General features: G+C 42.9%; 18 protein-coding genes. 5 read left to right on the plus strand and 13 right to left on the minus strand.

The genetic code is table 11. The annotated features are described in order from the left end of the window. From M1P97_RS19165 to ahcY, 3 genes are all read right to left on the minus strand, one after another. Positions 1 to 588: a D-sedoheptulose-7-phosphate isomerase gene (locus M1P97_RS19165; protein WP_195374774.1), complete on the minus strand. Its 588-nt coding sequence runs from the start codon at positions 586 to 588 to the stop codon at positions 1 to 3. Further along, positions 570 to 1,604: a GHMP family kinase ATP-binding protein gene (locus M1P97_RS19170; protein ID WP_249389920.1), complete on the minus strand. Its 1,035-nt coding sequence runs from the start codon at positions 1,602 to 1,604 to the stop codon at positions 570 to 572. The genes M1P97_RS19165 and M1P97_RS19170 overlap by 19 nt, the downstream gene beginning before the upstream one ends. Before the next feature lie 122 nt (positions 1,605 to 1,726). Continuing rightward, positions 1,727 to 3,145: an adenosylhomocysteinase gene (ahcY, locus tag M1P97_RS19175; RefSeq protein ID WP_195374772.1), complete on the minus strand. Its 1,419-nt coding sequence runs from the start codon at positions 3,143 to 3,145 to the stop codon at positions 1,727 to 1,729. A 243-nt stretch (positions 3,146 to 3,388) separates the two neighbouring features. Here ahcY and M1P97_RS19180 point away from each other — a divergent pair, with 243 nt between their 5' ends. Continuing rightward, positions 3,389 to 5,452 carry an NHL repeat-containing protein gene (locus tag M1P97_RS19180; protein WP_249389921.1) on the plus strand — a complete coding sequence of 688 codons (2,064 nt, stop codon included), beginning with the start codon at positions 3,389 to 3,391 and terminating at the stop codon, positions 5,450 to 5,452. 149 nt (positions 5,453 to 5,601) lie between these two features. On the opposite strand, the gene M1P97_RS19185 is transcribed toward M1P97_RS19180, so the two are convergent. The 3 genes from M1P97_RS19185 to rpsO all read right to left on the minus strand — a co-directional run bounded on the left by M1P97_RS19185 (position 5,602) and on the right by rpsO (position 8,275). Then, positions 5,602 to 7,257: an AMP-binding protein gene (locus M1P97_RS19185; RefSeq protein WP_195374770.1), complete on the minus strand. Its 1,656-nt coding sequence runs from the start codon at positions 7,255 to 7,257 to the stop codon at positions 5,602 to 5,604. 13 nt (positions 7,258 to 7,270) lie between these two features. Continuing rightward, positions 7,271 to 7,855: a helix-turn-helix domain-containing protein gene (locus M1P97_RS19190; protein WP_195374769.1), complete on the minus strand. Its 585-nt coding sequence runs from the start codon at positions 7,853 to 7,855 to the stop codon at positions 7,271 to 7,273. A 150-nt stretch (positions 7,856 to 8,005) separates the two neighbouring features. Further along, positions 8,006 to 8,275, minus strand: a complete 270-nt coding sequence (rpsO, locus tag M1P97_RS19195; RefSeq protein ID WP_195374768.1) for a 30S ribosomal protein S15 — start codon at positions 8,273 to 8,275, stop codon at positions 8,006 to 8,008. A 171-nt stretch (positions 8,276 to 8,446) separates the two neighbouring features. Between rpsO and typA the strand changes: the two genes are divergently transcribed. The 4 genes from typA to M1P97_RS19215 all read left to right on the plus strand — a co-directional run bounded on the left by typA (position 8,447) and on the right by M1P97_RS19215 (position 16,608). Further along, entirely contained in the window at positions 8,447 to 10,243 is a 1,797-nt protein-coding gene (typA, locus tag M1P97_RS19200; RefSeq protein ID WP_195374767.1) for a translational GTPase TypA, read from the plus strand. Between the two features lie 241 nt (positions 10,244 to 10,484). Beyond that, a complete protein-coding gene (locus M1P97_RS19205; RefSeq protein ID WP_249389922.1) occupies positions 10,485 to 12,446 on the plus strand; it encodes an ATP-binding protein in 1,962 nt (653 codons plus the stop codon). Positions 12,447 to 12,452: 6 nt separating this feature from the next. Further along, entirely contained in the window at positions 12,453 to 14,558 is a 2,106-nt protein-coding gene (locus M1P97_RS19210) for a tetratricopeptide repeat-containing sensor histidine kinase (RefSeq protein ID WP_249389923.1), read from the plus strand. Beyond that, a complete protein-coding gene (locus tag M1P97_RS19215) occupies positions 14,539 to 16,608 on the plus strand; it encodes a tetratricopeptide repeat-containing sensor histidine kinase (protein WP_249389924.1) in 2,070 nt (689 codons plus the stop codon). Before M1P97_RS19210 ends, M1P97_RS19215 begins: the two co-directional genes overlap by 20 nt. Here the strand turns inward: M1P97_RS19215 and M1P97_RS19220 are convergent. The 7 genes from M1P97_RS19220 to M1P97_RS19250 all read right to left on the minus strand — a co-directional run bounded on the left by M1P97_RS19220 (position 16,595) and on the right by M1P97_RS19250 (position 23,599). After that, complete coding sequence (locus M1P97_RS19220) at positions 16,595 to 17,242, minus strand: hypothetical protein (RefSeq protein WP_195374763.1); 648 nt, start codon at positions 17,240 to 17,242, stop codon at positions 16,595 to 16,597. The genes M1P97_RS19215 and M1P97_RS19220 overlap by 14 nt on opposite strands. A gap of 156 nt (positions 17,243 to 17,398) precedes the next feature. Beyond that, complete coding sequence (locus M1P97_RS19225; RefSeq protein WP_249389925.1) at positions 17,399 to 18,814, minus strand: NADH-quinone oxidoreductase subunit N; 1,416 nt, start codon at positions 18,812 to 18,814, stop codon at positions 17,399 to 17,401. An 18-nt stretch (positions 18,815 to 18,832) separates the two neighbouring features. After that, complete coding sequence (locus M1P97_RS19230) at positions 18,833 to 20,344, minus strand: complex I subunit 4 family protein (protein WP_249389926.1); 1,512 nt, start codon at positions 20,342 to 20,344, stop codon at positions 18,833 to 18,835. Positions 20,345 to 20,348: 4 nt separating this feature from the next. Continuing rightward, positions 20,349 to 22,277 carry an NADH-quinone oxidoreductase subunit L gene (gene nuoL, locus M1P97_RS19235; protein WP_249389927.1) on the minus strand — a complete coding sequence of 643 codons (1,929 nt, stop codon included), beginning with the start codon at positions 22,275 to 22,277 and terminating at the stop codon, positions 20,349 to 20,351. A gap of 5 nt (positions 22,278 to 22,282) precedes the next feature. Further along, positions 22,283 to 22,597, minus strand: a complete 315-nt coding sequence (gene nuoK, locus M1P97_RS19240; protein ID WP_195374759.1) for an NADH-quinone oxidoreductase subunit NuoK — start codon at positions 22,595 to 22,597, stop codon at positions 22,283 to 22,285. A 4-nt stretch (positions 22,598 to 22,601) separates the two neighbouring features. After that, entirely contained in the window at positions 22,602 to 23,114 is a 513-nt protein-coding gene (locus tag M1P97_RS19245; RefSeq protein WP_195374758.1) for an NADH-quinone oxidoreductase subunit J family protein, read from the minus strand. Then, a complete protein-coding gene (locus M1P97_RS19250; RefSeq protein ID WP_195374757.1) occupies positions 23,111 to 23,599 on the minus strand; it encodes a 4Fe-4S dicluster domain-containing protein in 489 nt (162 codons plus the stop codon). The genes M1P97_RS19245 and M1P97_RS19250 overlap by 4 nt, the downstream gene beginning before the upstream one ends. Positions 23,600 to 23,618: the final 19 nt, after the last annotated feature.

The following is a 23,618-nucleotide window of genomic DNA, read 5'->3' on the forward strand; positions in this document are numbered from 1 at the left end:
TTACTTTTTACCGAATATCTCTTCTTCTACCAGTTCACAAATGATATGTCCGATTGTGATATGAGCTTCCTGGATACGTGGTGTATCGGTGGAAGGAACATTGACCAGAAGCTTAGACAGTTCACGCATATGGCCTCCGTCAGCTCCTGTAAAGGCTACGGTGGTGATCGCTTTCTCGTGGCAGACCTTGAATGCATTCACTATATTGGTGGAATTGCCCGATGTAGACAGGCCGATCAATACATCGCCGGCTTTGCCTATGCCCGAAATCAGCCGTGCGTAGATGATGTCGAAACTGAGATCGTTGGAAACAGCTGTTATATATGAAGAGTTACAGTGTAAAGCTTCGGACGGCAAAATATCCCGCTCGAGATAGAACTTACCGGAGAACTCGGCGGCCAGGTGCTGTGCATCGGCGGCGCTTCCTCCGTTTCCACAAAAGTAAACCCTACCTCCGTATTTGAAGCAGGTAACAATGGTCTCCGTAATTTGCGCAATCATATCCTGCAACTTCTCATCCGCCAGGATTTGGCCGATAACGTCGTAATGTTGCTCCAAACGCTTTCTGATTATTCCTTTACTGTCCATGTGTTGAGTCCTTTCTTACAAAATTCAAATTGTTGTATGTGTCCGATATTCATCTTGTTTAATGCTTCGGATACTTTGTAGCAGCTATTTCCGGGACAATAGAAGAACATAAATCCTCCTCCTCCGGCACCTGAGATTTTCCCACCTAACGCACCGTTAGATAGGGCGGTTTCATATATATGATCTATAAATTCATTCGAGATGTTGCGGGCCATTTTCTTTTTGTTGGTCCAGCTCGTGTTGAGGGCTTTTCCCAGTTCGATCAGTTCATCCCTTAATAGACAGTTCTTCATGCGGAAGGCTTCATGTTTTACATTATGCATCGCTTCCAGCGAATCGTTTTTGTTGTTTTTGACGTTCTCGGCCTGTTCTTCGATGATCTTACCGGAACAACGTTGCTGTTCGGTATAGAAAAGAACCGTGTTCATAGCCCATTCCTGCAGGATATCGTCACTGATGCGGAGCGGATTGACAATGACTTTGTCATCTTCCAGGAACTCCATAAAATTAACACCTCCGAAGGTCGCTGCATATTGATCCTGTTTACCTCCGGCCATATTCAGGTCGATTCGTTCGATTTCGTAGGCGTAATGAGCGATGTCATATTTACCCAGTGGTAGTCGCAGCCATTCGGTAAAAGCTCCGAGGATAGCGACAACAAGGGTGGAGGAGGTGCCTAGCCCGGAACCGGAAGGTACATCCATCTGGGTAATCAGTTCGAAGGAAAGCGGTTCCCCGTTGTTGTATCGCGCAACGATCGAGTTGTAGATACCCCGTTGTAATAACAACCGGCCTTCCAGAGGCAACTGGCTTACTGCGTCAAACTCTTCCGTAATGTTTTCGTTGATGTGGACGAGCCGTATCTTCCCATTATTGAGCGGACGAATGGTCGCATGGGCGTACAAGTTGACGGTAACGTTGAGGATGGCACCGCCATAGAGGTCTGAGTAAGGAGATACGTCTGTTCCTCCTCCGGCAATTCCCAGTCTGAAAGGTGCTTTACTTCGGTATAACATATAGGTAATTGAATCTTATTTATTGCATGGAAATACCATGTAATACTGAAAACGTTGTTTTTGCAGTCTTATTATAAGGATCTTTGAAGAACTGCAAAAACAACGTTTATGAAAGAGTCTGATCAATATCTGTAATGATCAGCCTTGTACGGACCTTCTACCGGAACTCCGATATAGTCGGCCTGTTTAGGGCTTAACTTAGACAGTTTCACGCCGATGCGTTCGAGGTGCAGGCGGGCAACTTCTTCGTCCAGACGTTTCGGCAGGCGGTAAACACCTACTTCGTAAGCCATCTGCCACAAATCCATCTGTGCCAGTACCTGGTTGGTGAACGAATTACTCATCACGAATGACGGGTGGCCTGTTGCACAACCCAGGTTCACCAAACGGCCTTCAGCCAATAGGAAGATAGAGTTTCCGGTAGGGAATGTATATTTATCTACCTGAGGTTTGATGTTGGTATGTTTGATGTTCGGGTAGTTGACCAGGTTGTCTACCTGTATTTCATTGTCGAAGTGACCGATGTTACAAACGATCGCCTGATCCTTCATCTGGGACATGTGTCCGATAGTGATGATATCACAGTTTCCGGTAGTAGTTACAAATATATTTCCTTCTTTAACGGCATCTTCCATAGTAGTTACTTCGAAGCCTTCCATTGCAGCCTGTAATGCACAGATCGGGTCGATTTCAGTAACCAGTACGCGAGCTCCATACGAACGCATAGAGTGAGCGCAACCTTTACCCACGTCACCATATCCGGCAACAACTACTACTTTACCGGCAATCATTACATCGGTCGCACGTTTGATGCCGTCTGCCAATGATTCGCGGCAACCGTACAGGTTATCGAACTTGGATTTTGTTACAGAGTCGTTCACATTGATAGCCGGAACCAGCAATTCGCCTTTTTCCATCATCTGGTACAGACGGTGAACACCGGTCGTTGTTTCTTCCGAAACACCTTTCATTTCGGCTATTGTACGATGCCAACGCTGGTTATCTTCTTCCAGGATACGGTGTAAAGTATCCAGGATAACCTGCTCTTCGTGGTTACCCCCTTTACGGTTGATCGTTTCTGCATCGTTTTCAGCACGATAACCCATGTGAACCAATAAAGAAGCATCGCCTCCGTCGTCTACAATCATCTGCGGACCTTTTCCGTCGGGGAAACGGAGTGCCATGTCGGTACACCACCAGTATTCTTCCAGTGTTTCACCTTTCCAGGCAAAAACGGGAACACCTGTTGCAGCAATAGCTGCGGCGGCATGATCCTGTGTAGAGAAGATATTACAGCTTGCCCAGCGTACATCTGCTCCCAACGCAACTAATGTTTCGATCAACACTGCAGTCTGGATAGTCATATGCAGTGAGCCGGTAATACGGGCACCTTTCAGAGGTTTCTGATCGGCGTATTTCTGACGAAGAGCCATCAGTCCCGGCATTTCGTGTTCGGCGATTTCGATTTCTTTACGACCGAAGTCTGCCAAACTCATATCTGCCACTTTATAAGGCAGATTAGTTGGAAATAATTGTGACATAAATACTAATTATTTTAAATGTGAGGCAAAGATAACAAATTATTGGGTTGTGGGGAGGAATTGCACGGACAAAGATATTCATCCCGTAATCTCCCTGTAATTTTATTTAGAAGGGACTCCTGTAATTAGTTGAGTAGTAGTGAATTTTGCAGCGTTTGCCCTCGCTGTATTATAGAACACGCTAATTACCTGTAATAAATTTGTAATTTTGCGGGTCGAAAATACAAATAGGGTTTTATAGTTATGAGTATCAAATTAAGGGATGATATCACCAGGGTATTAGGGGTGATTATTGGTTTTATTCTCATTTCCGGATGTACAAATAATAATGACAATGATGAGCCGACAGAAAGTAAATACGGCCTTATCCAAATGTCAGAAAGTGATTATAATTCTGACAATACAGCTTATATTTTGCAGGATGGCGAACCAGACAGTTTACTTTTCAACCGCAATCAACGCAGTTTTCGTGTAAACACACCTTTACAAATTTCTGTAACCGAAAACCAAGAATTTCTTTTCCGCTTTTATTGCCCGAGAGGAATCAAAAATGTAATCATATGGGCGACCGTAGAAGGATATGAAAAGGAATTGCGATTCGCGGAATTTACACATATACATCCTTTTCAGGAATTCCGGATAAAGATACCTTTTATCAATAACGATAAAATCTATTCTACCCGAGAGGGTGAAGAAGTGATTGTATCGGCAACTCCCGATATCAGTGCTGAAGATTTTAAATTCAGGATCGAGTCTGTCGATCCGGTTTATCAAGGCATGATCAATGTCAAACCTAAATGGAACATCTGGTTTGGCAAATATTCCGGTTCCAACTGGGGGAGTTTTGGCCCACATCTTGCCCGTGAAGCGGTAGCCCTGTCCCTGAATATGGCAGCAATGTTCTCCACTTCTTTGTTTGAACAAGAGTTAGATAAATGGAAGGGAAAACTGATTAATAATGGAAATATTGTTGACATCAACATTTTGAAAAAACAAATCACTAATCATTCAGGGTTTTGTTTCGGACGTGTCGTGAATGTGGTAGGACTGGGAGGAGGAAATACCTACGGATTAGGTGAATATGTTTATCTGACCCATTATGCCGACGATGCTAACGGGAGTGATACCCCCTATCACGAAATGGCACATTGTTTCGGCTACGGACACAGTGGCAATATGACTTATTATCCGGCGGAAGGGGGATTCCCGACTGTTTGTATGAAAGTGTATTCGCAACTATCCAGGGAAAAGAAATTACCGGTTTATTCACGCCGTTTCTTGCATACAAGGCGAAACAAGAACTTGATAGAAAATAAAAATATCTATACCGCTTCTGCTTATATCATTGAAGATCCGGAGCTGGATGCCATAGATGGCGGACTTAGTATTCCTTTTACAGAAACAGATAAAGCAGGCAATGAAGGCTCTCCACTTTCTTTCACCATTTCCGTACTGGATGTTCCGGGAGCGACAGTCGAAACATTTCAACCTAAAGCCGTTCACTTGTATCAAAATACACTCTATGTGGCCAACAGTGCTCCCGGTCATTACAGTCTCGAAATTTTCGACGTTTCTTCCGGTATCCGTCATATACGGAGTATTCGGAAATGGACAGATAATAATACAGAAGAGACTTTTGCCGGAGAACCTACTGGTGTGACCCGTTCTTTCAATAAGATATATGTGACAAATGCAGGAAGTCGAACGGATGTATTCGATGCTTCCACATATGAATTTATAACATGTATCGGAACTGGGGCTTGGGGAGAAGGCGGTTATCAGACTGTACATGCTTTTGATGTGGCAGCCAGTCAAGGTAGCATCCTGATCCGGGATAAACGTAAACTGGTCGTCGTTTTGGAAAATGACGTTCAATCCGGGACGGCACGACGGATTCCTATTTACAGTCGAAGTGTCAATCTAAAAGAAGCTGCCGGAACATATGGAATTGCAGTTAACGAAGAGGGGCTCATATACGTAACCGCTCAAAACACGAAGAAAATCCATATTTTCGACCCGAAAAACATACGAGAAGGTAATAGTGGCTTCATGTATAACAACGTATCTCTTGGTTTCGAAAATGCGCCGCAATCATTGGCTTTTGTTGATAATCGATTATTTGTAACTTTGCGTATCAATAGTAAACAGTCTGAACTATGGGAAATAGCCCCGTCTAATGGTAAGTTGCTGCAAAACTATACTGCTTCTTTCACAAATCCTGAAAAAATAACGGTTTCCCGTGGAACTTTGCTTGTGGTAGATCGTGGAACTCAAAGTGTTAAAGCGATTCCCATAACCGATTTATAAAAAATCATTCCGCATTGGACAGGAAACTATGTTTCGCAGTCTTGTGTTCTGACCTGAACTGAAGACGGTATATTGCCTGATAAAAATAGCCGTTGGCCAACGGCTATTTTTATCAGGCAATATACCGTCTGTTTTAATATATTCTTGTTTTATACCGGAGTAATACCTTGTTCGGCCAGTAACTTGAGGCTGAGATCTTTCAGTTTGAACTTCTGTATCTTTCCGCTACCGGTCATCGGGAAGGTATCGACGAAGAAGATGTATTTCGGTATCTTATGACGGGCGATCTTTCCACGACAGAAATCCTTTACCACATCGTCAGTCATAGTAACACCTTCATGCAGGATGATAAACGCACCTACTTCTTCTCCGTATTTCTTGGACGGAACGGCGGCCACCTGGACGTCTTTCACGCCTTCCAGGTGATAAAGGAATTCTTCTATCTCACGCGGGTAAACGTTTTCGCCACCACGGATGATCATATCCTTGATTCGGCCGGTGATTCGGTAGTAACCGTTTTCATCTTTTATACCCAGGTCACCACTATGGAGGAAGCCTTCTTTATCGATTACCTCGGCAGTCGCGGCAGGATTGTTATAGTATCCTTTCATATTGTTGTAACCACGATTACACATTTCCCCCTGTACACCAACCGGACATTCTTCACCGGTCTCGGGGTCGATGACGCGTACTTCCGTAAATTCAAAGTCGCGGCCAACTGTATTGTGGCGTGCTTCTACCGGATCATCAATGCGGGAATGGGTCATACCAGGCGATGTTTCTGTCAAACCGTATACACTGGTTACCTTCATAAACATTTTCTCTTCTACCTGGCGCATCAGTTCCACCGGGCAAAGCGAGCCCGCCATGATACCGGTACGGAGCGAAGTCAGGTCGAACATCGGGAACATCGGGTGGTTGAGTTCGGCAATGAACATGGTCGGAACGCCGTAGAGTGCCGTACATCTTTCTTTGTGGATAGATGCCAACACCACCAGCGGATCGAACTTTTCGACCATCACTTGCGTGCAACCATGTGTCAGTACATTCATGGAAGCCAATACTACGCCGAAGCAGTGGAAGAGGGGAACGCAACAACAAAGCTTGTCTTCGGTCGTGAACTTCATATGCTCACCGGTCAGAAAACCGTTGTTGGCTATATTATAGTGCGTCAGCATGACACCTTTCGGGAAACCTGTCGTACCGGATGTATATTGCATATTGACTACATCGTGGCAATTGACGAGTTTCTTGGCATCTTTCAGTTTATCGTCGCTGATGTTTTCGCCTAGCAATAGCAATTCCGGTGTGTTATACATGCCTCGATATTTCTCCTGCCCGATATAAACAACATTTTTCAGTTTCGGGAAACGTTTGCTTTTCAGGTAACCACGTTGTGACTCTTTCAGCTCGGGAAGCATAGCATACATCATGTCGATATAACTTCCGTCGAAGACACCGTCGGTGATGCACATTGTATGGATATCCGCGTTCTCTACTAGGAACTCGAGCTCATTCTGCTTATAATTCGTATTGACTGTAACGGCTACAGCTCCAATTTTAGCGGCAGCGTAAAGGAATGTCAGCCAGTCTGGTACATTGGTTGCCCAGATACCTACATGTGTGCCGTGTTCGATGCCTATGGACAACATACCTTTTGCCATCCGGTCTACACGTTTGTTGAACTCTTTCCAGGTGAAACGCAGGTCACGGTCTGAATAAACCAGATATTCTTTGTCCGGGATCGTTTCGGCCCAGTGTTCGAGCCATTGCCCCAGTGTTTTATCTTGCAATTGTATTTCCATATCCTTTGTTCAATTAGTATGGAGTATAAACAACTCCAAGTATTTTAGCTGTACTGTCGGCTGCGGCATGTACATGGTGTGCAACGATCGAATCGTAATAAATACTGTCGCCTTCTTCCAGGATATATGTATTCTTTCCGTAGTTTATTTCGAGTACGCCTGCAAGTACATATATGAATTCTTCCCCTTCATGAGTCGAAAGGACAAAATCGACACCCTCTTCCGACGGAGCAACGTCGATCAGGAACGGTTCCATATGGCGTCCTGATTTATCCTGCGATAGAGAATGATATTCCATATGCTTACGGTTTTCCATTGAATTATTGGTGAAACCGATGCTGTTTGAATCGTTACTGTCTTTTTTACGGCAGATTACCGGGCCTAATTCAGACTGGTCATCAAGGAATGTACCCAGACGAACACCCAGTACCCGTGCTATTTTGATGAGTGGTGCCAGCGAAGGGAAATCTATATTGCTTTCGATGCGTTCGATCTGTTCTACACTCAGGCCGGAACGTTCGGCCACCTCTTCGATGGAAAGTTGTTTAGAATCACGGATACTTTTTATCTTGGCTCCGATAATTTTGTTGTTTCCCATAAGTATGATTTTATTAGTATATCTTTTAATTTGTAACTAAACGTCGCAAATTTACATTAATATTTCATTTCCTAATGCAATTTACTGAAAGAAAAAAAGGGTAACCCGTCACCGAGTTACCCTTTTGTGAACTTCCGGAGAAGTAGTTTCTTATTTTCTGATACCAAGCTCTTTGATGATAGAACGATATCTTTCGATATCAGTCTTGATCAGATAATCCAATAAACGACGACGTTTACCAACCAACATTTTCAGAGCTCTTTCAGTGCTATAATCTTTGTGATTAGCTTTCAAGTGTTCTGTTAAGTGTGCAATACGTACTGTGAACAGAGCGATCTGGCTTTCTGCAGAACCTGTGTCAGCGGCTGACTTGCCATACTTTTCGAATAATTCTTTTTTCTTTGTTGAATCTAAATACATGATTCTTTTTACTTTAATAAATTGATACTATATTATCTAAGCGGCGACAAAGATATGCATAACTTTTTTGTCTGGCAACAATTTTCATCGTCTTTTTTATATTTTGCAACATGAATATCACATACATATCGTAAAAATATCGTACTTTTGCAGCCAATAAATTAGTCTTCGATGCAAAAACTCAGAAACATCGCGATTATCGCGCACGTAGACCACGGCAAAACGACGCTTGTGGATAAGATGTTATTAGCCGGTAAGCTTTTCCGTGAAGGACAGGCAGAGCCGGATCAGTTCCTGGATAATAATGATCTGGAACGGGAACGAGGTATCACTATTCTCGCAAAGAATGTATCTATTAATTATAAGGATTGCAAAATCAATATTATTGATACCCCGGGTCACGCCGACTTCGGTGGTGAAGTAGAACGTGTACTAAACATGGCCGATGGTTGCCTGTTATTGGTGGATGCCTTTGAAGGTCCGATGCCCCAGACACGTTTTGTTCTTCAGAAAGCAATTCAATTAGGTTTAAAACCGATCGTTGTTATTAATAAGGTAGATAAACCTAACTGCCGTCCGTCGGAAGTACAGGAAATGGTATTCGACCTGATGTTCAGCCTGGATGCAACGGAAGAACAGTTGGATTTCCCTACTATTTACGGTTCAGCCAAGCAAGGTTGGATGTCGGAAGACTGGCAGAAGCCTACTGAAGATATTTTCGCATTACTGGATGCTATCATTGAACATATACCGGAACCCAAGGTATTGGAAGGTACTCCCCAGATGTTGATCACATCGTTGGACTTCTCCAAATATGTAGGACGTATCGCCGTAGGACGTGTTCACCGTGGCGAACTTAAAGAAGGACAGGATGTGATGCTTTGTAAGCGTGACGGCTCAATGGTGAAATCTAAAATTAAGGAAGTGGATATTTTTGAAGGACTGGGTCGTACGAAAGTCGATTCGGTACAGTCAGGAGATATCTGTGCCGTGATTGGTATCGACGGATTCGAGATCGGTGAAACGATTGCGGATATCAACGAACCGGAACCACTGCCCACCATTGCTATCGATGAACCGACAATGTCTATGTTGTTTACTATCAACAACTCTCCGTTCTTCGGGAAAGATGGTAAATTCGTAACATCACGTCATATATTCGAACGTCTGCAGAAAGAGTTGGATAAGAACCTGGCTCTTCGCGTAGTTCCGACCGACTCTGCCGACTCATGGTTGGTGTACGGTCGTGGCGTACTTCACTTGTCTGTATTAATCGAGACGATGCGTCGTGAAGGATACGAATTGCAGGTTGGCCAGCCGCAGGTTATTATCAAAGAAATCGACGGTGTAAAATGTGAACCGATTGAACAGCTGACTATCAATCTTCCGGAAGAATCTTCCAGCCGTATTATCGATATGGTAACAAAGCGTAAGGGGGAGATGACCATGATGGAAAGCAAGAACGATCGTATGCATCTTGAATTCAATATCCCTTCACGTGGTATTATCGGTTTGAACAATGCTGTTCTGACAGCTTCCGCAGGTGAAGCGATCATGGCACACCGTTTCCTTGAATATCAACCATGGAAAGGTGAGATTGAGCGTCGTAGCAATGGTTCGATCATCGCAATGGAAACGGGTACGGCATTTGCTTACGCATTGAACAACCTGCAGTCCCGCGGTCGTTTCTTTATTTCTCCGCAGGAAGAAGTTTATGCCGGCCAGGTAGTTGGTGAGCATACTAAAGATGGTGATCTGGTTGTTAATGTAACGAAATCAAAGAAGTTGACCAATATGCGTGCTTCCGGCTCAGATGATAAAGTATCATTGGCTCCTCCTATTGTTTTCAGTTTGGAAGATGCTTTGGAATATATCAAGGCCGACGAATATGTGGAAATAACTCCGAACTATATGCGTATGCGTAAAGTTATTTTGGATGAAACAGAGCGCAAACGTCAAGGACGTTAATTCGAAATAAAATATTATTGGGTAAAGGCGATGTATATTAATATATCGCCTTTTCTTTTCAATGGAAAACTTGCCTGTCTCATTTTTATTTACGATCATTGTAGCTTATTTGTCTGAAAAATGTACCGTCATCACTAGTATGAAGATAAAAAGAGCTTGTAGTCAATATGTATTTATATTGTTAATTTTATTTTGCTTTAATTTATGCTGTGTAAAGGCGGATAATGACAGGTATCATGAAATGACAGACAGTTTGTGTTATGTTTTGGATAATACAACAGATCCGGGCGGACAAATCGAATTGTACCGTAAATTGGTCTTTTTAAATAAATCAACCTCCAACGAAGAGAAATATCTGAAGATGCTTATGAAAGTATCTTTAGAGAATGATTCTATCGATGCATTCTGCAAAGCATCTGTTTCCTTGGGACATTATTACTGTAATTCGAATCAGCTCGATAGCATATTATCTACTTTGGCAACGGTTGATTCTATTGCTCATAAACATCATGAACTAAAATATGCCTCGTTTGATCTGCGTGATTGCGTATGTCGATACTATATTTCAAATGCAGAGTATGAGATAGCGATGAATCAGGCAGTCAATCTTTTGCGTGAAGTGGAAGATCTCGGTTATAAAAATGGAATCATAGCCTGTAATGAAAACATAGGATTGATTTATCTGATGATCGGACGTGATGAGGAAGCAATTCCTCCTTTAGAGAAGAGTCAGGCATTGTTGAAAGAGAAAAAAGATGCACCTGTATGGGAAGTCCAGATTATGTCTTATCTGGCTGCAGCCTATTTACACATACATGAGTTGGATAAGATGGAGGTAATGCTCGATTTTTATAGTTCCGTATTGGAGAAAGGTATTCTTCTGGCAAATCCGTTGGATGATCGGACGTTTGAAAAGGCTTCTTATTGTATGCTTTATTCATATTACCTGAATTGCTATGTTGCAAAAGGTCAGAAGGAGAAGGCTGTTGAGATGGTTCAAAAAGCTACCTTGTATATGAACGAAACGTATGCCCCCGGTTATACATCTGTTTATTACCTTGCTATGACTCGTTATTATTATTATATAGGTAATTATCCACTGGCCCTGAAGTATGTAAATAAAACACTGGCGGTAGACTATTCATTAGAGCCTTTAGAAGAAAAGATCAAGGTGTTGGTGGCTGCAGGGAAGTTGGACGAAGCTATTGAGACGTATGACGAGGTTTTGAAATATATAGAAAATTTGAATATATCGGCTTATACACGTCAGATCGACCAGTTACGTATTTTGCATGAGTTGATTGAAAAGGAAAAGCAAACACAGTTATTGCAAAGCCAGAAGATAGAGATTGCTCATAAACAGGAGTTGCTGGTTGCATCCTTGATATTTGTATGTGTCTTGATCGTGCTCCTGATCGGAGTTGTTCGTTATGCATTGAAGATAAGGAAATTAAAAAATGTACTTGAAAGGGAGCAACTTTCATTGAAAGAGTCGACGGAATATTTGCAGGTGGCAAAAGAGAAGGCAGAAAAGGCCGATCAGATGAAGACCACTTTTGTCGCCAATGTTAGTCATGAGATACGTACTCCGTTGAATGCCATTGTAGGCTTCTCCGCTCTGTTGAATGACGTGACGGAAGAAGAACAGGCAGAATTTATCAATATTATTAATGTAAATACCGATTTATTGTTGAAACTGGTTAACGATGTATTGGACTTGTCCAAACTGGAAGCGGACAATTTTACATTGGACATCCAGGATGTGGATGTCCGGAGTTGTGGCCAGGAAGTTTTAAGTTCGATTAGCCATAGGTTGGCTAAAGGTGTTAAACTGACTTTTACCCATCCGGATACCCCCCTAATTTTACGTACGGATCCTTCACGGCTTCAGCAATTATTGGCAAACTTATTGATTAATGCCGCTAAGTATACGGAAGAAGGGGAAATTAATCTGGATTACAGAATAGATAAGGAGTCTCAGGAGCTTATATTTTCTGTAACTGATACCGGTTGTGGTATACCTTTGGAAAAACAGGACTCTATATTTAACCGATTTGAGAAAGTGGATGATTTTAAACAAGGTGCAGGTCTGGGATTACCGATATGTAGTGAAATTGCTCGTCGTTTAGGTGGCTCCGTTTCAATAGATTCATCTTATATAAAAGGAGCCCGGTTTGTTTTTAAACTTCCACTGGCAGGTTAAAGTAATATGAAAAGAATTACTTTAATAGTTATTTGGAAAAGGGAAGCCTTTAAGGTATTCTTTTTACTCTGTTCGTTCTTTAGTACATTGTTATTGAAGGCTAACGAAGGTGATCCTATGAAGCACAAGAAAGATAGTCTGTTGGGACTTCTTTCAAAAACAGAACAACCTGCTCAACAGATTGGAATATACTACGATTTGATATTATTATCAAGATATACCCCCGAAGAGGGACTCTATTCCATAAAAATGTATGAGATGGCCTGCAAAGCAGATTCCATAAACAAAAGTTATGAAGCACTATACTACATAAGTCGTTATTATACGAATATTTATGAGTTAGATACACTGGTTTATTGGGTAAATAAGTTTGATTCTATTACAAACGTTCGTAAAGAGTATCCGTTAGATTTGTTTCAAACACATAATGCACTTTGTCGTTTATATGTAATTCGGGGAGAGTTTGAGCTGGCAATGAATGAGGCTGTTAAAGAGCAAATTTGGGCGGAAAAAGCAAACTTCCAGTTGGGGCTTGCTTGTTGTAATGAAAACTGGGGATTAATTTATATGGTTACCGAGTGCTTTGAAAAATCTGCTAAAGCATTTGCGAATTGTATCTTTATATTAAAGCAGTTAGGAGATGAATATATTTATGAAGTGCAGGTGAATGAATGTCTGATTCGTTCCTGTTTATATTTGAAGGAGTATCAGAAGGCTGAAGTGGCACTGAATGATTATGAAGATGTTCTATCAAAAATTGAAGCAAGTGATAAGGCAAGGTATAAAACTTATCGTGCAGGTGAGGCTCGTGCTATTTTGGAAACTTATCGGATAAGACTTTATTCCGAAATTGGCATACAGGAAAAGGTTGAAGCGGCTATTAAACGCTTGCAACCGCATAAAGAGTATATATCTAAATCTTACATATTACCTGCTTATAATCTGGCAATGGCAAGTTATTATTATCTATTGAAAGATTATCCGAAAGCCTTGGAGTTTATCAATGAAAAAACCGATCTGGAAGCTCCGGTTTTCGACTTAAGAGCGGCTATTTATATGGCAATGGGGAAGAAGCAGGAGGCCTTAAATATCTATCAGCAGTTTTTGAATTTTAGAAAATCTCAAAATAAGCAAGCTTATATAAAACAGATTGATCAACTTCGTTCTATTCAGAAGTCAAATGAAGATGATAAAGCAATTCAAAAGCTTTCTTTGCAACAGAAGGAGCTGGACAATAAACATTCACAATTAATTGCATTAATTATTTTTGCCTTCATTTTGTTTTTATCTCTTTTATTCTGGTTTCGTTATTTAATTCGTACCCGGAAATTAAAGAATATCCTTTTGAAGGAACAATCAGCATTGATGAGAACTAATGAAAATCTGGAAGTAGCAAGAGTACGGGCAGAAAAGGCTGACAAAATGAAAAGTAATTTCATTGCGAATATCAGCCACGAGATACGTACGCCTTTGAATGCTATTGTTGGTTTTACAAGTCTGTTGGGTGACTCAACCAAAGAAGAGCGCACCGAATATATGCAGGTCATTAATAATAATTCAGAACTGCTATTGAACCTCGTTAGCGATGTTCTTGACTTATCCCGCCTGGAGGCCGATAATTTTATGTTACATTACCAGGAAGTTGATATTCAAGAGTGTTGTCAACATGCGCTGACTACCATCCGGCATCGGGTGAATCCCGGTGTAAATCTTGTTTTTACCTATTCAAATGCGCCTTATATTATGAGTACCGACCCGCTCCGTTTACAACAATTACTGGTAAATTTGTTGACGAATGCGGCGAAATCTACGGAAGAGGGAGAAATACATTTGGATTATCAGGTGGATGAGGCTGGTCGTTTGATTAAGTTCATCGTCACGGATACCGGTTGCGGCATTCCTCCTGATAAACAGAAAATAATATTCAATCGCTTCCAAAAGTTGAATGAATTCAAACAAGGTGCTGGATTGGGCTTGTCTATTTGCAGAGCTATTTCTGACCGTTTTGCAGGTCGCTTGTATCTCGACCCGCTTTATACACAAGGAGCCCGTTTTATTTTTGAGTTACCTTTTTCAGAAATGCAGATGACAAATGAAAGTAACAGAGATTAACATAATTGATTGCTTGATGATCACTGTCTTGCTTCTTTTTCTGACCGTCTGGCGAATCCAGGCATCTGAAGCAAGTGCTGTTTTGCAGCAAAACCAGGATAGTTTATTGCATGTTTTATCAAAGCTGAATAACGCGAATGAAAAAATCGAAGTTTTACAAAAACTGGCTATACTGAATACAGGAAAACAGGAAGAGGTAACCTATTGGAAACAGCTGATTGAGGTTGCAAATCAAGCGGACTCTCTTGACTGTTGTTATCGTGCAATGAGTTCCATTAGTAAATATTATGCCATTAAGAAAGATGTTGACAGTTTGGTGTTTTGGGCCAATAGGCTCGATTCGATAGGGCAAAAAGATAACAGGGCTGTCGAATATCAATTCCAAGTATATAACTATCTGTGTCGTGTATATATGTCGGGTGAAAACTTCAGGTTGGAATCGGCAATGAGTATTGCTGTCAGTCAGCGCCTATTAGCGGAAAAGACAGGTAGTATAAGAGGGCTGATTTTATCCAGTGAGAATTTAGGCTTGATCTATATGTTGTCGAGACGATACGAGGATGCGATCTCAAATTTAGAAACTTGTTTATCTCTTCTGAATAAAGAAGACAATCAGTTAGGATATAAGTTACAGGTGGCAGAAAGTCTGGTACGGACTTATATTTATCAATCGGAATTCACCAAAGCAGAACTTTTATTGGATTATTATGAGGAGACTTTGATAAAGATAGAATCGATTGCAAATGTATCGAGTTATGATTCCAGATATTCTCGTTGTTTTCTGTATTCATACAGAATATGGATGTACTCTTTACAAGGTAAAAAAGAAGAAGCAGTTGAAGCCATTCAGAAGCAGGTGCTTTATAAAGATGCGTTACGTGGATTCGTATGGGCAATTAATAAGTTTGCGATGGGGCATTACTACTTTATGATAAAAAAGTATGACCAAGCTCTTTGGGAACTTAAACCTATCGAGGAAGGAGATGATGAAGTTATTCAACTGAAAATCAATATATTAAAAGCTAATGGGGATAAGAAATCCGTTTTGGAAACCAGCCGGCAATTGTTGAATGTTTATAAAGAGAAAAAACTCAACGCCTATTTGTCCCAGGTAGATCAACTTCGCTCTTTACGACAATTAAATGAGCGTGAAAAACAAGAGCAAGTTCTTTTAATTCAGAAACAGGAGTTGAAAAATAAACAGGTTCAATTAATCCTGTTGGTTGTGTTTTCCAGTATTTTGGCAGTCTTACTTATCTTTTTAATACGATATTCTTTGCGTATACATCGCTTGAAAAATGTGCTGGAGCATGAGAAAGAAGTCTTAAAGGAGACAAATCGTAATCTGGAATTTGCAAGGGAAAAGGCTGAAAATGCAGACCGGATGAAAAGTAATTTTATTGCCAATGTAAGTCATGAGATACGTACACCCTTGAATGCGATCGTTGGTTTTACCGGTTTGTTGGCCGATTCGTCGGAAGAGGAGCGGACAGAATATATACAGATCATCAATAATAATTCAGATTTGTTGTTGAATCTTGTTAGTGATGTGCTTGACCTATCCCGTTTAGAGGCTGATAATTTTACGTTATATTATCAGGTAGTTGATATTCATGCATGCTGTCGGCATGCATTGGATGCGATGCGGCATCGGGTTAATCTGAAAGTAAAAATTGTTTTCACCTGTTCTGATGCTCCTTATTTTATGAGTACCGATCCGCTTCGTTTGCAACAGTTGCTAATGAATCTACTGACAAATGCTGCCAAATTTACGGAAGAAGGAGAGATCCGTCTGGATTATAAGGTGGATGAGATAAATAAGAGGATTTGCTTCTCTGTCAGCGATACAGGATGTGGCATTCCGTTGGATAAGCGAAAGATTATTTTTGACCGGTTTGAAAAAGTGAATGATTTTAAACAGGGAGCCGGTCTGGGTTTACCAATATGTAAAGCAATTTCCACCCGTTTGGGGGGAGAAGTTTATATAGATGCCTCCTATACTGCCGGTGCATGTTTTGTATTTATATTACCGCTGTCTAAAGAGCAGTAGCATAGTTATATACCTGTAAGACATCATCTATCGCATTAAAGTCGAAATCATTCTTTTTGATATACTCTTTCAAGACTTCTTTCTTTTCCGGAAAGGCTTTCAGGAATTGTTTTTCATTGATAAAACGGTATTGCTTTCCATTTCGTTCGATCCGGAATATCTTATCGATCCGGGTTAAAATCAGTTTTTCCGTTTCCAGTTTATGTACGGTATTTCCGGACTGGAAGCTTGAGTATGAGTCTACGGCTGAGGTCTCGGACCGTCCGCCATATCCGACGTTTTTCCCTTCCCAACGCATCGAGCCTCTATATTGGACAAAAATAGGAGGGTTCATTTGCAATACTTCCGTAGCTCCGTCTTTGGTCGGAAGAAAGATTCTTTCGCCGATCTTGATTGTTGCAACCATTTCCGGTTCCAGGAATTCTTTTATATTATTATTGTCATTTTGATCGATAAACAGGAATTTTTTGATTAATAGACTGTAATTCATTGGGACACGGAATTGCCGTCCGTCTTTATAAAATACATATCCATCCTGAAAACCTTTTAACAGGAACTGTGTACTGTCTATCTGGGCAACGAGGCCGGATGAATGCATAATGCAGATCAGGCAAAATAGTAGAATCCGTTTCATAAATAGTCTATTAGGTGGTTACTAATATATTTGTTTCCTGCTGTAAATATAAACTATTTATGATTTACTCGTATAGGGAAGAGACATATTTTTAGGCATAATGAGGCTGATAAGGAGTTTGTCCGTATCCTTATCAGCCTTTTCTTTTTTAATACATTAGAATGTCAACCTTCCTGCCCAGTCGATATACTGGTAAACGGAAGAGATAAATCCGATACAAAGAATGGCAATGCAGCAAAACATCAGTGTGGCTGTCATTACCTTTGTCCTGCCGACGCATAACCGATCTTCAGGCGTATCGATAAAGATGTATTTGATGATACGCAGATAGTTATAAAGCGAAAGTACGAGGTTGATTCCTGCAAAAAGAATCAGGATGTACATCCTGTCACCCATGGCGGAGGCCAGCAGGAACAGCTTTCCGAAGAATCCGGAAGTGGGAGGTACACCCGCCAGTGAAAGCAGACTGACCCCCATCATTAAAGCCAGGAACGGATTTGTGCGGTAGAAGCCTTTGAATGAATTCAAATCTTCTTTGCCTGTCGCATCGGCAACGGCTCCGAGTACACCGAAGAAACAGATGTTACTCAGTACATAGATCAGCATGAAGTAGAGGGTGGAATCGAGTCCCAGGATACTGTTACCTGTAATACCTACCAATACGAATCCTATCTGTGAGATGGAGGAGAATCCCAGTAAACGTTTCAGATTTTGCTGGCGCATGGCAAACAAGTTACCGACTGTCATACTCAGGATGGCTACTACCGATATAATCTCAAGCCATTCGCCGGACAAATGCTGGAATACAGTCATCAGGATGGATACGAAAACAAATACGATGGAACATTTGGATACGACTGACAGGTAACTGGTGACAGCCATCGGTGCACCTTCGTACACATCGGCTGCCCATAAGTGGAATGGAACTGCCGACATCTTGAAGAAGAAGCCGCCCATCATAAAGGCAAAAGCCAGCAGCGTCAGTAAGTTGGGAGCCAGGTTTGCCTGTAGGTAGTCGAAACCAAGGTTTCCGTAAGCTCCATACAGTAAGGATATCCCGAATAAAAGCATTCCTGTAGAAAAAGCGGAAGAGAGGATAAACTTAATGCCTGCTTCCGACGAACGTCGTTCATGCTTATTGAAGTTTGCCAGGGCAGCAATAGGAATGGTTGAAATCTCTATTCCCAGATACAACATCAGTACATGGCCGCTCGACAATGTAATAAAGCCACCTAACAAGCTGCTAAGCATCAGGATATAAAACTCGATGCTGATCTCTGCATGTTTGTAGAGCCAGCGGGAAGCCAGCAAAGGGATTAGCAGAACACCCAGGTTAAGGATCGTTTTCTCTAATTCGATCAGGTCGTTGGTCCGGAAGAACCCATTGAATAATGTCGCTGTCGGAATATGCAAGAAACTGGCTGCAAAATTAATGAACAGGAGAATATTGACCGTCCACAGCAGTTGTTTACACGATTTATCCGCATCCATCAGTTTCATGACCAACAGAAGAAAGATCAGGACACATACTATCAGTTCAAATCGTAATATGGTGAAGAGTTCGATACTCATAATCTTTTGTTTTATAAGTTAATATTGAAAAGCCTGTGTCAGTAACCGTTGAGCAATAACAAGACTGTCGCTGTCGATCAAACGAATCACCCAAAAAGGACATGTTCCGATCAGGAAGATAGCAGCTATCAGCAGGACTGATGCGAGTCTCTCTGAGGGGGTTGCATCTGTCATGTTTTTGACTGCCTTATTGCGTACTTCTCCCCAGATAACCGAGCCTACTGCCCGCAGGATATATACGGCTGTAATCACGATAGATGAGCAGGCTATTAAAGTTGCGACCCGGTAGAAAATCCCCGCTCGTTCCCAGGAACCGACGAAGATCGTCATTTCGGAAACGAAACCGCTCATCCCCGGCAACCCCAGTGAGCAGAGTCCGGCGATCAGGAAGGTGGAACCGATGAACGGAGCCTGATAAAGCACTCCTCCCAGTTCGCTGATCTGCCGGGTATGTGTACGTTGGTAGATCATACCGATCACACCGAAGAAAAGGGCTGTCATTACTCCATGTGAAACCATTTGCATCACTGCTCCCGTGATAGCCGTGCGGGTAAGCATTGCAATACCTAAGATGACAAATCCGCAGTGGCTGACAGACGAGAAAGCATTCATATACTTCAGGTCTTTTTGTTTTAAGGTAACGATGGCCCCATATAGGATAGCGGTTGAAGCAAGAATGATGAATATCCATGATAATTCGTCGGCTGCTTCGGGAAATAGGAAGGTGGCTACCCGCAGACATCCGTATCCTCCCAACTTCATAGAAACGCCTGCCAGGAACATAGAGGCGGCAGTTGGTGCCGATGAGTGACCGTCCGGAGCCCAGGAATGAAAAGGAAAGAGAGCTGTGAATACACCGAAGCCTATAAAGGTCAATAGGTACAACGGTCGTTGGTAATATACAGGCAGATGCGTCTGAGCCAGCTCTTGCAAATTCCAGGTGAAATGGCCGGAGACATCCCCGTTGAAGAAGTAGAGCATGACAATGCCGATAAAGACCAGTGCTGAACCACCCATCAGCATCAGTGCCAGTTTCATGGCATTCTTTTCGTGTGCACCTGATCCCCAGATACCGATAAGCAGGTATTTCGGGATAACAGCGATCTCCAGGAAGAAGAAAAGCATGAATAAGTCTGTTGCTATAAAGAAGCCGTAAGCCCCGAAGCCCAGCAGCGTAAGTAGGACATAAAACTCTTTGGATTGTTCCCGGATATTCCCGGAGACCAGTATGCCGCTGAATACGACCAGTGCGGTAAGCTGTATCATCAGCAGCGAGATACCGTCGATCCCGTAGCTGAAATTGATGTTCAGCGGTTCGAACCAGTTGAACGAGTCATTAAAGAGTAACCCGCTTGTATTGCCTGTCGCGACCTTTTCCTGTATGAAACGATAGGCGAGGAAGATTGTATAGAGTAACTGTACGGCTCCACCGGCCATGGCTGTCTTTCGGACTGCCTGTTGTCCCCTGGCGAGGAATAACAGGACGAGCGTAATACCGGGTATAAGTAAAAGTATCGTTAGTAAGTCCATTTTATCAAATGTATTGAATGATTAGTAATACGGCCATCAAAAGAATACCTCCGAGGAAGAAGAAGCCGTATGTCTGGATACGGCCGGATTGCATCCGTTTGATCAGCACACTGAAAGAATAGCTTCCTTCCGCCAGTCCGTTAAGAGTTCCCTGTATGACACGGGTGTCTATAAAAGAGAACAGGCCTCCGAATCCTTTATCCATCACCTGTTTGGCGAAGAACAAGTACACGGTATCTATATAAAACTTATGGTAGGCCCATTGATAAAAGCCCCCCAGGCCCTTTGCAAACGCAGCCGGCCGGTCATTGCGTACGGCATAGAATGAGGCTGCTGCCAGAATCCCGATCAGCGCGGCAGATACAGGTAAAAGACTCGACAAGACACTTACGTGTAGCTTATACGGTATCCCATCGGCACTGACCAGCTCGCCGAAAGGAATATATCCTGCAAATACAGTACCGATGGTCAGTACGATCAGCGGTAAAGCCATCTGCCAGGGTTCATGTGCTTTTTCCTCCGTTGCTTTCTTATTGAAGAAGACAAGGAAATAGATGCGGAACATATAGAAAGCAGTCAGTCCGCTGGTGACCAGAGCGACAACATATAAGACCGGATGGCTTGTCCATGCAGCTGCCAGAATCGCTTCCTTACTGAAGAAACCCGACAGGAACGGACATCCGGAGATAGACAAAGCCGCCAACAGAAAAGCGATGTGTGTAATGGGCAGGCTCTTTCGCAGCCCTCCCATATCTTCCAGTTTTCCCGAATGAACGATGTGGATAATAACTCCGGCACAGAGGAAAAGAGCTGCTTTGAAGAATGCATGCGTAAATAAATGGAACATCGAAGCTGTATATCCTTCGGCCGCTTCTTTGCCCCATCCGGCAACACCCAGTGCCAGTAACATATAGGCGATCTGTGAGATCGTAGAATAAGCCAGCACTTTTTTTAACTCGGTCTGTGTACAAGCTATTATTGCAGCAAACAAAGCCGTAAAAGCACTGAGTATGGCTATCACTTCCAATGCTGCCGGAGCCGAAATGGCATAAACCGGAAACAACCGTGCCACCAGGAAGACACCGGCAACGACCATCGTAGCTGCATGGATCAGGGCACTGACTGGTGTAGGACCCTCCATAGCATCCGGTAGCCATACATGCAAGGGGAAGATTGCCGATTTACCCGCACCTCCGGCAAAGACAAGGAGCAGTGCCCATGTCAATGTAGAAAAGCCGAGAAAGGAGCCGTTTGTAAAGGCCGTCAGGTAAGCCGATCCCGGATCGGTGAGCCGGCTGATAATTTGTTCGATGTCGAACGAACCGGCTCCCGCGCCAAGCATCAGGATACCGATCAGGAACCCCAGGTCGGCAAAGCGGGTGACGATAAAGGCCTTCTTCGCAGCTGCAATAGCGGCAGGCAGTTTAAAATAAAATCCGATCAGCAGGAAGGAAGAGACGCCGACCAATTCCCAGAAGAAGTAAACCTGGAAGATGTTGAATGCCATCACCAACCCCAGCATGGAGAAGGTGAACAGTTGCAGGTAAGCGAAATAACTCCCTAACCTTTCTTCTCCCTTCATGTAGCCGGTGCTGTAAAGGTGGACAAATAGCGACACGGTCGGGATAACGACCAACATCATCGCAATGATCGGTGTCAGGGTTATGCCCACATTGATCGAAAGCGTATCGGTGAAAGGTAACCATTCGAAATCCATTAGCCGGCAGGGTTGGTAAATACCTGCCTGCTTGCCGAACTCGAAGAAATAGCCATAAGCCACTATCCACGACAGTAACGCGGTCAGTACCAGTAACAGGGTAGCCAGTATGCCGGCCTCACGTGGAGTGAACCGTTTACCGGCCAGCGACAAGGTGATAAACCCTGCCAGAGGCAGTAGAAGGATCAATCCTGTATATAGTTCATAATTATTCATATCGGTCAGTATTTCATTGTCGTTGTATCATCGATATCTATGGTCTTGAATTTCCTGTAGAGGTTGATAATGATCGCTATCGAGAGTGACACTTCCGCAGCCGCGACTATAATGATAAAGAGCGTGAAGAAGACGCCCTCGAGTTGATCCGGATACAGATATTTATTGAATGCCACAAAGTTGATGTTTACACTGTTCAGGATCAATTCGGTCGACATCAGGACCGTAATCAGATTGCGGCGGGCAAAGAAGCCGTAAGCTCCCAGGAAGAAGAGCGCCGAACTCAATATCAGTATATGTGAAAGAGGTATTTGTTCCATAATCTTATTTCTTTTTATTACTTTGTGCTATTACAATACTACCGATCAGGGCAGCCAGCAATAAGACGCTGACTATTTCGAACGGATAGATGTAGCCGTATTCATTCAGATTGAACAACTGATGTCCGATCTCATGGATGTCGAGTATCTTTGGGGAGATCGTTTCCGACCGGAACGGATGGTGCAACAATACCCACAGTACCAGCATAAAACCGCTGAAGGGCAGAAACAATGCCCAGAACATTCGCCGGGGAATAGGCAGTGGCAACTTCGCCCCTGTATTGTGGGTCAGGAAGATGGAGAAGATGATAAGCACCACAATACCTCCCACATAGATCATTATCTGCAAGGCAGCCACGAAGTTCATCTCCATCATTATATACAACCCCGCTACCCCTATCAGGCAGAGGAGCAGGAAGACGGCCGACCGGAAAATGCTCCGGCTGAATACACAGAGCGCACCCAGTGTGAGTATCCCTGCTGAAAGTACGTAAAATAGAACTGCTTCGGCATTCATATTTGTTCCTCCTTTCTATTAGCGGGCAGGTGATGCTCGTTGAGGAACTTCACCAGTTTCCGCTTGTTATATTCACTGTTTTCAAAATGATTGGTCATCTCCAGTGCCCCGAAATTACAGGAGTCCACGCACTGGCCGCAGAAAGTGCAACGTCCCAGGTCGTAGATGTATTCGCTGAGAACGCGTTTGCTTTTTCCTTCCGGTGTAGTCACTTTCTCCACTTTGATTTGGATCGTATCGTTGGGACAGGCTGTCTGGCAAAGGGTACAGGCTGTGCATTTCAGTTCACCGTTCTCATCCTCTATCAGATGAAGTTCCGCCTTGAAGCGTTCAGGAATATAGAGTGTCGTTTCCCTGTTTTCGGGATACTGCTGTGTCAGTATCCGGCTGGGATGCACCATGCTGCTGAATGTGCGGAACATTCCTTTACCCAGCGACCCGATGGCTGCACCGATAGAGTATATATAGTTTATGCATTTATTCATTTTCAATTCTCCTTTATCT

The organism is Parabacteroides leei, assembly GCF_023369805.1.
GTDB lineage: Bacteria > Bacteroidota > Bacteroidia > Bacteroidales > Tannerellaceae > Parabacteroides > Parabacteroides leei.

Bases quoted from the DNA above. Each gene is read 5' to 3' on its own strand.
- M1P97_RS19230 (WP_249389926.1), bottom strand. From the start codon at position 20,344: ATGGACTTACTAACGATACTTTTACTTATACCCGGTATTACGCTCGTC.
- nuoK (WP_195374759.1), bottom strand. From the start codon at position 22,597: ATGGAACAAATACCTCTTTCACATATACTGATATTGAGTTCGGCGCTC.
- M1P97_RS19220 (WP_195374763.1), bottom strand. From the start codon at position 17,242: ATGAAACGGATTCTACTATTTTGCCTGATCTGCATTATGCATTCATCC.
- typA (WP_195374767.1), top strand. From the start codon at position 8,447: ATGCAAAAACTCAGAAACATCGCGATTATCGCGCACGTAGACCACGGC.
- M1P97_RS19185 (WP_195374770.1), bottom strand. From the start codon at position 7,257: ATGGAAATACAATTGCAAGATAAAACACTGGGGCAATGGCTCGAACAC.
- M1P97_RS19205 (WP_249389922.1), top strand. From the start codon at position 10,485: ATGACAGACAGTTTGTGTTATGTTTTGGATAATACAACAGATCCGGGC.
- M1P97_RS19190 (WP_195374769.1), bottom strand. From the start codon at position 7,855: ATGGGAAACAACAAAATTATCGGAGCCAAGATAAAAAGTATCCGTGAT.
- nuoL (WP_249389927.1), bottom strand. From the start codon at position 22,277: ATGAATAATTATGAACTATATACAGGATTGATCCTTCTACTGCCTCTG.
- M1P97_RS19215 (WP_249389924.1), top strand. From the start codon at position 14,539: ATGAAAGTAACAGAGATTAACATAATTGATTGCTTGATGATCACTGTC.
- rpsO (WP_195374768.1), bottom strand. From the start codon at position 8,275: ATGTATTTAGATTCAACAAAGAAAAAAGAATTATTCGAAAAGTATGGC.
- ahcY (WP_195374772.1), bottom strand. From the start codon at position 3,145: ATGTCACAATTATTTCCAACTAATCTGCCTTATAAAGTGGCAGATATG.
- M1P97_RS19170 (WP_249389920.1), bottom strand. From the start codon at position 1,604: ATGTTATACCGAAGTAAAGCACCTTTCAGACTGGGAATTGCCGGAGGA.
- M1P97_RS19210 (WP_249389923.1), top strand. From the start codon at position 12,453: ATGAAAAGAATTACTTTAATAGTTATTTGGAAAAGGGAAGCCTTTAAG.
- M1P97_RS19180 (WP_249389921.1), top strand. From the start codon at position 3,389: ATGAGTATCAAATTAAGGGATGATATCACCAGGGTATTAGGGGTGATT.
- M1P97_RS19165 (WP_195374774.1), bottom strand. From the start codon at position 588: ATGGACAGTAAAGGAATAATCAGAAAGCGTTTGGAGCAACATTACGAC.
- M1P97_RS19225 (WP_249389925.1), bottom strand. From the start codon at position 18,814: ATGAGTATCGAACTCTTCACCATATTACGATTTGAACTGATAGTATGT.
- M1P97_RS19245 (WP_195374758.1), bottom strand. From the start codon at position 23,114: ATGAATGCCGAAGCAGTTCTATTTTACGTACTTTCAGCAGGGATACTC.
- M1P97_RS19250 (WP_195374757.1), bottom strand. From the start codon at position 23,599: ATGAATAAATGCATAAACTATATATACTCTATCGGTGCAGCCATCGGG.